Annotated in this window: 9 protein-coding genes; 5 read left to right on the top strand and 4 right to left on the bottom strand. The window is 51.7% G+C overall.

The annotated features are described in order from the left end of the window. Positions 1 to 503: 503 nt before the first annotated feature. Genes K0T92_RS13720 through K0T92_RS13710 form a run of 3 tightly spaced genes read right to left on the bottom strand, consistent with a single transcriptional unit; the run spans position 504 to position 3,865 of the window. On the bottom strand, positions 504 to 2,423 hold the full coding sequence (locus tag K0T92_RS13720) for a carbohydrate-binding domain-containing protein (RefSeq protein ID WP_219873049.1): 1,920 nt from the start codon (positions 2,421 to 2,423) through the stop codon (positions 504 to 506). Between the two features lie 21 nt (positions 2,424 to 2,444). Beyond that, the gene (locus K0T92_RS13715) at positions 2,445 to 3,128 is read right to left on the bottom strand and encodes a DUF4956 domain-containing protein (RefSeq protein WP_219873048.1); all 684 of its coding nucleotides are present in this window, start codon (positions 3,126 to 3,128) and stop codon (positions 2,445 to 2,447) included. Next, a complete protein-coding gene (locus K0T92_RS13710; protein ID WP_219873047.1) occupies positions 3,125 to 3,865 on the bottom strand; it encodes a polyphosphate polymerase domain-containing protein in 741 nt (246 codons plus the stop codon). The genes K0T92_RS13715 and K0T92_RS13710 overlap by 4 nt, the downstream gene beginning before the upstream one ends. 212 nt (positions 3,866 to 4,077) lie before the next feature. On the opposite strand from K0T92_RS13710, the gene K0T92_RS13705 reads away from it, so the two are divergent. The 5 genes from K0T92_RS13705 to K0T92_RS13685 all read left to right on the top strand — a co-directional run bounded on the left by K0T92_RS13705 (position 4,078) and on the right by K0T92_RS13685 (position 9,868). After that, positions 4,078 to 4,755 carry a response regulator transcription factor gene (locus K0T92_RS13705; RefSeq protein WP_219873046.1) on the top strand — a complete coding sequence of 226 codons (678 nt, stop codon included), beginning with the start codon at positions 4,078 to 4,080 and terminating at the stop codon, positions 4,753 to 4,755. Next, on the top strand, positions 4,755 to 6,017 hold the full coding sequence (locus K0T92_RS13700) for a sensor histidine kinase (RefSeq protein ID WP_219873045.1): 1,263 nt from the start codon (positions 4,755 to 4,757) through the stop codon (positions 6,015 to 6,017). Before K0T92_RS13705 ends, K0T92_RS13700 begins: the two co-directional genes overlap by 1 nt. Before the next feature lie 178 nt (positions 6,018 to 6,195). Beyond that, positions 6,196 to 6,999, top strand: coding sequence for a class I SAM-dependent methyltransferase (locus K0T92_RS13695; protein ID WP_219873044.1), 804 nt, complete (start codon positions 6,196 to 6,198; stop codon positions 6,997 to 6,999). Positions 7,000 to 7,490: 491 nt separating this feature from the next. Continuing rightward, entirely contained in the window at positions 7,491 to 8,357 is an 867-nt protein-coding gene (locus K0T92_RS13690) for an AraC family transcriptional regulator (RefSeq protein WP_219873043.1), read from the top strand. A gap of 755 nt (positions 8,358 to 9,112) precedes the next feature. Then, positions 9,113 to 9,868, top strand: a complete 756-nt coding sequence (locus tag K0T92_RS13685; protein WP_219873042.1) for an alpha/beta fold hydrolase — start codon at positions 9,113 to 9,115, stop codon at positions 9,866 to 9,868. 44 nt (positions 9,869 to 9,912) lie between these two features. On the opposite strand, the gene K0T92_RS13680 is transcribed toward K0T92_RS13685, so the two are convergent. Next, complete coding sequence (locus K0T92_RS13680; protein ID WP_219873041.1) at positions 9,913 to 10,749, bottom strand: MurR/RpiR family transcriptional regulator; 837 nt, start codon at positions 10,747 to 10,749, stop codon at positions 9,913 to 9,915. Positions 10,750 to 10,767 lie beyond the last annotated feature (18 nt).

Genomic DNA, 10,767 nt, shown 5'->3' with positions numbered 1-10,767 from the left:
AGAAAAAATTGTATACTTGGACACCATCGCCTACAACGAACGTTTTGAGAACCGTGTCATCCCAGGTTTTGGCGATCCCGTTGTCAAACAAAAACTTAATGAGATGTTTGAAAAGCGCTATTCCTCGGATTCTGTTCAGTCGGATCCTCGGATCGAAAGTTAAACCACTATGGCGGGGGCGGATTCCTCCACCCCCACCAACACCCGATGGATATATCTACAAGCTTACACAAACTTCTTGACGCTACCCAGAACGAAAAAAAGCGTGCGTTTTCGCAGGAATGTTCGCCGTTTAACCTCGGGCGAGACGGCTCATCAACAGAAATAAGCTGGCGCTCTGCGCCAGCTTATTCACTTGTGGATAGATGCATTTATTGCATCTATGGCATCCATGCACCTACTGCATCTACTGCATCTACTGCATCATTGCACCTACTGCATGGATGCATCCACTGTATCATTACATACTGCATCACTGCACCTACATCGGCGCACCTATGGCATCACTGCACCTGTTGCATCTGCTGTGGACGCTCTCCAGCGCCTTCGGGTGGCATCCGGTCCCCTCTCTGTCCGGGGCCGCCGCCACCAGGACCACCGCCGCCGGGACCTCCCATCCCGCTTCTGCCCTCGGTAACTCCCGACTCATTCAACCAGGTTACGGTCGTTGAAGTCTCGAAATCGACCACCTTCGTACCACCTTGATACTCACCGCCATCATAGAGACCATTCGCTGCGCTGCCTGTCGATGTTCCTCCTGAGTAGAGGGTATAGGAGGCACCCTTCTTCAGATTCGGTGAACTAACGAATACGGACTGATACTCTTTCGATGGAGCGAAGGTAATAATGGCGTTCCCATCGCTATCTTCCAGGTGAACCAGCGTGCCTGCTTGCTGAGTCTGCGGATAAGTCATCAGCAGACCGGATTGCGTCGATTGCTCCGACGTTGCTTGGGCCATGCCAGAGCTTCCGGCGGCAACGAGGGTTCCGCCTGTTATCTCGAAAGTGCCATCGTAATCCAGGGCGCCGTTATTGTTCGCAGTTGGGCCGTTGACAATGACCGTCCCTCCGCTCATCGCGATCGAGCCATTCGCGTCCAAACCGTCGCCTTGCGCTTCGACGGTCAAATAGCCGCCGCTGATCGTTAGCTTGTTGGACGAAGCAGCGCCGGATGGACCGCCGGCGCCGGGTTCCCCCTCCGTGGCGGCGGCGTCCCCGCCTGCAACATTCACCCCGTCATCACTTGCAACAACGTTTATTGTCCCCTCCGAGATCGCGATCGCCGGGGCTTCGATTCCCTCATTGCTGCCCGCGATATCGACCGTACCGCCTGCAATGGCAATCGCTATGTCCGCGTGAATGCCATCGTCAACGGCATCTATACGGATATCTCCTCCCGTGATCCCAATGCCGCCCTTGCTGTGTATGGCATCTTCGCCGGATTTCAGGTTGAACGTACCGCCCGCAATGGCGATGACTCCTTCCGAGCCCGCTGTGTCGTTCGTCGTTTTCATTCCATGTCCGCCTGCTTCGATTGTGATATTGCCCTCCTTGACAGCTATCAGATCACGTCCCATCATACCGTCGTCAACGGCCCTGATCTCCAGCGTTCCTCCCATTACTTTCAGCTTATCCTTGCTTGTTATCCCATTATTATAGTTGGCTTGCACAACGAGCTTGCCGATACCGTTAATCGTCAGATCATCCTTACTGAAGATCGCCGCATTAGGCTCATCCGTTGATTGATCCGTTGATTCACCCGTAGACTGATTCGCGGATTCGTCTTTGGGCTCATCCGTTGATTCGTCCGTAGACTCTCTTGTAGACTCACCCACAGACTCGCCCGTGGATTCACCAGAAGACTCACCCTTGGACTCCCCAGCGGTTTCACCTGAATAAACGTAATCCGTTCCATCCGACACCAGGTTCTCCGTTCCCTCTGCCAAAGTAAGAATTGCTTTGCCTGCCTCTGCAACATAGATTGGCGAGGTGGTGCTGTTATGAATCTCCGCCCCGTTTAATACCAGGCGTACGACTCCTTTGTCCGGCACATCGATGACAATCCCGCCGTCGTCCAGCTTCCCGCTCACCGCATAGGTTCCTGCCGACGTGATCGTAATCTTGCTGCCCTCCACCTTTGCTCCTGAGCCATCGATGCTTGCATTGGCGCCATTCAGCGTGATCTTGGTCGGATTCGCCGCAGCCCAGTCCGTATAAGCGTCATCATCGTCGTACTCGATCTCCCCGGTCAAATCGATGCTGGCCAGCTCCTGACCGGAAGCCGCTTCACCCGATTGAACCGCTGCCGTGGATGAATCCCCGCCATTGGAAGTTGTTGCCGAATCCGTGCTGCATGCCGTCAATAGAACAGCGCATAATAGAATGATACCTAGTTCTTTCATACTCCAGAATGAATGTTTCATGTTTATCTATCCTCTCTTGTTTTAGTATTCAGCCGATGGGGCTGGGCTCATCGTCAGGGTAATATCCAAATTGCCATTCCTGCATCTGACGGCGTCCAGAAATTCCTTCTGGTTCGTGCGCTCGCCGATTGTAACCGCGTATACAACCTCATACAGACTGCCAAGCTCGGTTGTTCGAACCTTCCTCAATTCGTAATCAATCTCAAATTGTTTGAAAATCTCATCAAAGGCTTCCTCATACCCCAGATTCTCCGGGATCGTAACCTTCAGCATTCTCTGCGCCGACTTCTTAGCCCCGAAGTTAATGGCCTTCAGGAAGAACATCAGCAAGCAGAGACATACTGTGAACAAAGCAGCGTAGCCGAACGCTCCGACACCGCACGCAAGGCCAGCCGCCATCGTAAAAAGAACGAACGCGATATCCTTGGGATCGCCCGGGGCGCTCCTGAACCGGATAATGGAGAATGCTCCGGCAAGGCTGAACGCTCTGGCAATGTTGCTGCCGATCAGCAGGATGATGATGGCCACGATTACGGGCAGCACAATCAACGTCAATGCGAAATTCTGCGTGTACCCGGCTTGTGTTCTCATATAAGTAAAGCTGATGATTCCGCCCAGTGCGATAGCAATGAAGATGGTTAGTAAAGCATCGGTTAATGTCAGCTCCGAATTCGCCGCCGCCGAAGCAAAAATAGATTCAATCATAAAAGAATACGCTCCCCCGCTAATTTTTCGTTCCTGCTCCATTGCTTGTATTCATTGCCATACTTGGAGAAGCTCGTCCGGAACATGCCAAGCTCCGACAGCAGTCTGGACAGCCAGAGCGGAATCGTCTTCTCCGCCTTCACTTCCATCAGCCATTGCCCTCGTCCTAGCAGCTCTTCGCCGTAGTCGCCGTTTTCCAGCTTGACGTCATGCCGCCTTGATCTGATATTCGTGTCGAACGTAACACGCAGATCGCGGCTGTCCTTGCAGAACAGAGCAATTCGGTCATAGGCCAGATACACCTTGGGCTGCAAATCATATCGCTGCAGAAAATAACGGATTTCCTGAATGACCTGCTTGTTCATCCCCTCTCTGAATTCCGGCTCCATCCCTGTTCGGACGAAATCATACGCTTCATTCAGCTTGAGCGCCGTCCTCCTCTTGTTTACAAGGCCAAACACCTTCTTCTTGAGCTCCAAATACACTTTGGCGTCTTTTTCCGGGATGCCGTAGGCTCTTATGCGGAGCTTCTCCCTGTATTTGGGCTTCGCCAGGCTATTGCGGATCAAGGAGTCATGCTCGGTATCGTAATAAATATTGCTTATGGAGTAGAACTTATCGTTCCTGTTGTATTCATCCAGCTCCATATATTCAAGCAAACGATTATAAATATGATAGAACGCTTTGCTATCCATGAGATATTTGCTTTCATACCGGTTGAACACCTCTATCGCCATCGGTCGCGCTCCTTTCATGTGGACGAATGTTATCGCCGTTCCATGACTGTATCTTAGAGCGGGAACCTTTAATGAATCTTAAATGTCCGAAGATGCCCGAATATTTTTGCCCGCGTACAGCCTGATGCTGCGATTAAGGTTGATTAAAGGTTCTATTTATATAATGATCATGTAGAGCAGCTTTACCACGATGACGCAAAGGGGAAGCGGACATGAGAATATTGATCGTAGAAGACGAGATTCATCTCGCGGAGGCGTTAACCCAAATTTTGAAAAAGAATCATTACTCCGTCGATGCCGTACATGATGGCCAATCCGGGCTGGATAACGCTTTGAGCGGCATCTATGATCTGCTATTGCTTGACATTATGCTGCCCGAGATGGACGGCATCACTTTATTGAAGACGATCCGCAGCAAAGGAATCTCCACTCCCGTCATTCTGCTGACCGCCAAGGGAGAAATTTCCGATAAAATCTCCGGGCTCGATTACGGCGCGGACGACTATGTAGCCAAACCGTTCTCGACGGAGGAGCTGCTGGCAAGAATAAGGGCGGCTTTAAGACGCAAGGGCGAGGTGCTGCCGGAGGATGCGTTGAAGTTCGGAGATATCGAATTGAATACATCGAATCTTAAACTGACCTGCAAGACGAAGGAGCTCAAGCTGATTTTAAAAGAATGCGAACTTCTGGAGCTGCTCATATCGAGGAAAAATGCGGTGGCCTCCAAGGAGCAAATTATCGAAAAGCTGTGGGGCTTCGACTCGGAGGTTGAACATAACAATGTTGAAGTGTACATCTCCTTCCTGAGAAAGAAACTCGCTTTCCTGCACTCATCGGTTCGAATCAATACCATTAGAGGCGTAGGCTATGTATTGGAGGCGACTGAATAATGTTCACCAAGCTTCGGAACCGGTTTCTTATCGTCAATATGGTCACCATTTCCTTCATGATGCTCCTGGCCTTTGCTTCGATCTATACCATAACCTATCAGAACGTCCGCAACGATATCGATATGGAGCTTCATAGAGTGTCGGAATTTTACCACAAGCCTGAGGGCAATCCCGGTGAGGCCCGTCCTGATGGCGGGAATCGCCTGCCGCAGCAGCCTGTTGGCAAAACGAACCCGCCGCCGGAACGTTCGGTTTCCTTTTCCTTGCAGACTGACGCCCAGTGGAACGTTACGGCCACGAACTCCCGTTTCGATATGGACGATGATTTCTTCGAGCTTGCGAGCGATGAGGCTGCTTCGAGCGGAGCGAATAACGGGCAGTTCAACCTGGATGGCAATACATGGGCGTACACGGTGCAGCAGAATGATGCCGGGTATTTCATCGTCTATCTGGATGTCACCGCCCAGCAGACAATCATAACGAATCTTATCTATACCTTCCTTATCGTCGGATTGGTTATGCTTATCGCCATCTTCTTCACGAGCCGTTTCTTCGCGAACCGCTCCATCGCCCCGGTCAAGGAGGCATTCAATAAGCAGAAGCAGTTTATCGCCGATGCTTCCCATGAATTGAAAACGCCGTTAGCCGTCATCACCACCAACGCCGACGTCCTCTTATCCAATAGCGAGGATACGATTCAGAATCAATCCAAGTGGCTACACCATATCAAATCAGAGACAGAGAGAATGAAGACATTGACTGGCGATCTGTTGTATTTGACCGAAATGGACGATTCCAGAGCCAGTATGATCTACACCAGCTTTAACATAAGCGAGGCCGTCGAAGGCGTTATACTTACGATGGAGGCCGTTATCTTCGAGAAGGATATATCGCTTAGCTATGAGATTGAGCCTGACTTAACCGTGCGCGGCAGCAGCGAGCAGATCAGGCAGGTGGTCATGATCCTTCTGGATAACAGCATCAAGTACACCCCTTCCAAAGGAACGATAACCCTCACCCTCACCAAGCGTCATAACGATGTGCTGCTGAAGGTGACCAATACAGGCGAAGGCATTGCGCCCGAGCATCTCGAAAGAATCTTCGACCGCTTCTATCGCGCTGATCCATCCCGTTCGCGCAAGCACGGCGGATACGGCCTCGGATTGGCCATAGCCAAATCGATTGTGGAGCAGCATAGGGGGAAAATTTACGCCAAAAGCATGCCGAATGAAGCGACGTCGTTCTATGTTCAGCTTCCTTAGAACCCGTCGCACAGCTGCAGCTAATGCTCCCTTGCTCCTATTGCAGAAATGGAAATATCTTGTTATGTTGAAGGTACCAGATGATATTAGACCGGATCAGATGAAGGAACAAGGGCGGAAGGAACCCGCTAATTGCGGCATCAGAGCTTGAATTGCAGTTGTGCCAGGGAGGGAAATCATGAATATAAAGCCTTATCGTTCGGGAATGATCGGAACTGCGAAGCAGACGGTGCAGCTGCACCGCTCTTCCAGAAATCCCTTTGTCAGATTCGGTGTGTCCACCCTGTCAATGATATGGAATGGCGCCCGAAGCGCGATACGTGTATGTGTCAATGCGGACTATCGTTCTATTCTTCTCATGCGGCTGCTGAATTCCAAAAATGTCCACCAAACGACGTCCCGCACCTTTATGGATCGCTATCCGGATATTTTTGCGGCGTGTCGTGACTATTTTGATGGCAAGCAAGAACTGAAGATCCTGTCTTATGGCTGCTCGACAGGCGAAGAAGTGCTGACTCTTCGTCAATATTTTCCGACTGCGCATATCGTTGGCGCGGAAATTAACAGGAACAGCCTGGCAGTATGCAACAGCCGTCCTGTGGACGACAAAATCACCTTCATCTACTCCACACGCGATGAAATCCAGAAGCACGGGCCTTTCGACGCCATCTTCTGTATGGCTGTTCTGCAGCGCAAGCCCCATTATATCGCGGAGAAAGGCATCCGCAGTCTTAAAAAAATCTATCCCTTTGAGAAATTCGAACAGCAGATTATCGAGCTCGATGGGCTGGTCAATCCGCAAGGATTGCTGGTCGTTCACTTCACCCAATATTCCCTCTCAGATACTGCCGCCGCCTCACGGTACGAGGCGTTAGGCCATTACGATCAAAGCAATTACACATCACCTGTATTCGATAAGAATAGCGATTTAATCGTTAATCCAGCACCGCAAAACATTATTTTCAGAAAAGTACGCATGTGAATCCCTTCGCCTGCATGTGCCATCCGCCGGAATGATCGGCTCAGAGCGCCCACCCCCGTCAACCCCGCAGTTACAACGACGGCTGTCGGCATCTGTAAGCGGGTTGTTCCGGCTTAGAGCGGCATTCCATTCCGCCGTTCAGCACTGAAGCAAGGAATTTCCCGCTTACAACGATAGTTGAAGAAGATTCAGCGGCGCTTTGCCAACTATAAGATGGATCTATCGGCTAACAGCGCGTCTCTTGTTCCACTCTGCCTCGCTGAAACTAGAAAATTCCCGCTTACAGCAATAAACGTATATTTGAACATCTCCCTGCCCGCTCTAGCGGAATGATGGCGCCACTGAGATCGGCAATCTGGATTCAAGATGGCGGAAGTTCTCCTTACACCAATTCATGAGAGCAGCAGATGATCTGTTCGCAGAAAGCACGCAATGACAGGCTGCCCTTTGATCGGGATGGTAGGATAAGAAATGCAGGGAGATGATGCGAGTTGGAATGGTTTACACGGATGAAAGAGGCTCTGGACCTGATGGAGCTGAAGATGGAGGAACGGCTGGATATCGAGGAGATCGCCAAGGCGGCATATTCATCCCCGTTTCATTTTCAGCGCATGTTCCATATGTTGACCGGAATGACCGTGGCCGAGTATACGCGCAAGCGCAAATTGACGCTAGCCGCTCAGGAGCTTGCGATGTCCTCCTCCAAGGTGCTCGATATTGCACTCAAGTACGGCTACGATTCCCCGGAGTCCTTCGCCAAGGCGTTTCGCAAAGTCCACGGCATCTCGCCCTCCGAGGCTCGCAGCCCCGGCGTCAGCCTGAAAGCCTTTCCCCGCATCTCTTTCCACCTATCGCTGAAGGGAGACAAAGATATGGATTATCGAATTGTAGAACAAGAGGCGTTCAAGGTCGTCGGCAGAGCGTTTCGAACCACATGCCAGAACAATGATAATACCCGGGAGATTCCGACATTTTGGGGTGCTTGCCATCAGGACGGCACCATCGACAAGCTCGTTTCCATCGGGGAGGACAACAACCTGTTGGGCATTGTACTGGACATGCAGCCTGGCAGCGAGGATTTCACCTATATGATCGCGAGCCAATCCAATGTCGACGAGGCCGCTCTTGCAGAAGGGTTCACTACAGCTGTGGTCCCCGCTTACACCTGGGCGATCTTCACTTCAGTCGGGCCGATGCCCGGAGCTATCCAGGACACCATTTGCCGTATCTTTCAAGAGTGGTTCCCCGCTACCGGCTATGAGCATTCTGGAGGTCCCGAGATCGAGGTCTACCCGCCGGGAGATACGACAGCGGAAGACTACCGGTGCGAGGTCTGGGTTCCTATTGTGAAGAAATAACAAGTATCCTCCACGACTCCCTAAACGAGAAGAAAGCCTGCGATAGCGCAGGATTTCTTCTCGTTCCAGCCATCTGAAGAAGAAATGCCTGCCAGAGTGCAGGCATTTCATCCGGATTTGTCCTTATCGGTCGATTTCGTCTCATATTCCTGCACAATCGCAGGCTTTCTGCACCGACGGCTCTTTTTTGACCGGAATTCCTGCACTTACGCAGGCTTTCTGCTCTCTTCGTGCTCTCGGTGCTATCGGTGCTATCGGTGCTATCGGTGCCCACACAGAGTCAATCACATAAGCCTGCGGTAGCGCAGGCTTTCTTCTCGTTCCAGGCTGCTGAAGATGAATTGCCTGCCAGAGTGCAGGCATTTCGTCCGAATTTGTCCTTATCGGTCGATTTCGTCTTATATTCCTGCACAATCGCAGGCTTTCTGCACCTACGGCTCTTTTTTGACCGGAATTCCTGCACTTACGCAGGCTTCCTGCTCTCTCCGTACTCTCCGTACTCTCCATACTCTCCGTACTCTCCGTACTCTCCGTGCCGACACGGAGTCAATCGCAGATGGTTGTCGTGGATTAGAGTGCATTCTTGCGCTAAGCATGGGAACCCCCTTGGTGGGGCGGATATGCTGTCCCGGATACGGGGCGGCAGCCAGGTGAAATAGTTTAACTATCGTTAATCTCTAGTTAATCGGGTGGTAAGCTTAGTAGGCTATATTAGGGGAAGTTCGCGTAAGTATGCAAAATAAAGAGGTGGTCAAATGAAGCCGATTCCCAAGAAGAAAGTTCTAACGACGAGCGGCAGCATAGAATATGCGCAAGCCGGTGAAGGATTCCCTGCCGTCATTCTTATTAACGGAGGAAATGGGCCTATTGAAGGGTGGTACAAAGTGTTTCATGAACTGGCTGCGGAGACGACGGTGCTCGCTTATAACCGTTTAGGAGTAGGGGGCAGCGATAAGCCTTCAAGTCCTCAGCACGGGGATCAGATCGTGAGTTCGCTTAGACAGCTGCTCCAGGGAGTGGGTCTCCGTCCTCCTTATATTCTGGTTGGACACTCTCTAGGGGGGCTGTATGCCAACTTGTTTGCCCGCCAATATCCAGATGAAATCGCGGGTGTCGTGCTGCTCGATTCCAGCCATCCGCAGGATCTGCTCATCAATGACACCCAGAATGCATTCATCCGGGGCATTAACCGCATCCTCAGGATGTTTGATTCTCTTTCTTCCCATCGCAAGTGGAACGAGGTTCAGTTCGTAGAAGAGACGGCAAAGCAAATAAGGCTGGCAGGCCCCTTCCCCCATGTCCCTTTATTCGTGGTATCCGGGGGCAAGAAGCCGCCGATGATGCCCGAGCATGCCTTTCAGATAAGAAAAGCCAACCAGAAGGATCTTGTAAAACTAAGCAATCAGGGCCGGCACATTCTGGCTTCCCGAAGCGGACACTTCCCGCAGATGTCCGAACCGGAAATCGTGCTGCAAGCTGTTCAGGCGTGCTTGAATGAGGTGCGAAGCTAGAAACGCCGCCGTTCATCCACGTTCCAGCTCCATACCGCGAGCTGTTACTTGGGCAGCAAGGTAGCATACTGCTTGCGCATCGCATGAAGCTGCTTGAGCTTATCCATCGCCGCTTCGCCACGCTGCCCGGCTAAGGATACGGACAGACTCTCCACAATCGTCATCGGAGCGACGAGGGAATGGAAGGCGTCCGCATCCCCCCGATCCACTTGAAGGACGATATGACTGTCGTCGATCATGTCAGACAGCAGAAGATCCGTCACCAGAATCGTCGTATAGCCGGATTCGGATGCCTGTTCCAGAATGACGGTTGCTTCAGGAGATTTGCGGACGAAGCCGAAGAAGAGAACGACATCCTTCGGGCCTGCGTGAACGAGGCTTTCCAGCAATTCATGCCCGCTCTGAGCCATAATCCGGACCTCCATTCCGATCCGGTTCAAGCGAAACCGCAGCAAGTCGCTCAGACAGGAGGTGGAGCCCGGCCCATGCACGTATATAGTATCAGCAGCGTTCAGCGCCTCTACCGCCCGGTCGAACGCATCGCGGGATATCCGTTTCGCCGTTTCTTCCAGATTGACCGCCGCTGAGGTGATCATCCGCCCTACAACCTCGCGGTCGGTTTGCTCCAGCACATGCTGCATTTTCCGGGCCGGGGTCGAGTGCTGTGTCTCCTGCAAATATTTCTTGAACGACTTCAGGTTGTCGTATCCGATAATTCGCCAGAAGCGTGACACCGTGGCGATGCTGACACCGGCCTTGACCGCGATGTCTTCTTCCGTATAAAAGGGAATCCGTTCAGCTGACTTCATGATGAAATCGGCTATTTTCCTCTGGCTTTTGGACATTTGATGAACGGGAATCTCGAATTCGAGCTTATTCAATATGGGTATCCTCCCACA

Origin of the sequence: Paenibacillus oenotherae (assembly GCF_019443105.1) — a bacterium.
GTDB classification, from domain to species: Bacteria; Bacillota; Bacilli; order Paenibacillales; family Paenibacillaceae; genus Paenibacillus_Z; species Paenibacillus_Z oenotherae.
Note: the sequence above shows the minus strand (reverse complement) of the source record. Positions and strands in the feature narration are given on the sequence as shown.

Excerpts from the sequence above, each read along its gene's own strand:
- K0T92_RS13695 (WP_219873044.1), top strand. The coding sequence starts at position 6,196 with ATGAATATAAAGCCTTATCGTTCGGGAATGATCGGAACTGCGAAGCAG.
- K0T92_RS13700 (WP_219873045.1), top strand. The coding sequence starts at position 4,755 with ATGTTCACCAAGCTTCGGAACCGGTTTCTTATCGTCAATATGGTCACC.
- K0T92_RS13685 (WP_219873042.1), top strand. The coding sequence starts at position 9,113 with ATGAAGCCGATTCCCAAGAAGAAAGTTCTAACGACGAGCGGCAGCATA.
- K0T92_RS13705 (WP_219873046.1), top strand. The coding sequence starts at position 4,078 with ATGAGAATATTGATCGTAGAAGACGAGATTCATCTCGCGGAGGCGTTA.
- K0T92_RS13710 (WP_219873047.1), bottom strand. The coding sequence starts at position 3,865 with ATGGCGATAGAGGTGTTCAACCGGTATGAAAGCAAATATCTCATGGAT.
- K0T92_RS13720 (WP_219873049.1), bottom strand. The coding sequence starts at position 2,423 with ATGAAACATTCATTCTGGAGTATGAAAGAACTAGGTATCATTCTATTA.
- K0T92_RS13715 (WP_219873048.1), bottom strand. The coding sequence starts at position 3,128 with ATGATTGAATCTATTTTTGCTTCGGCGGCGGCGAATTCGGAGCTGACA.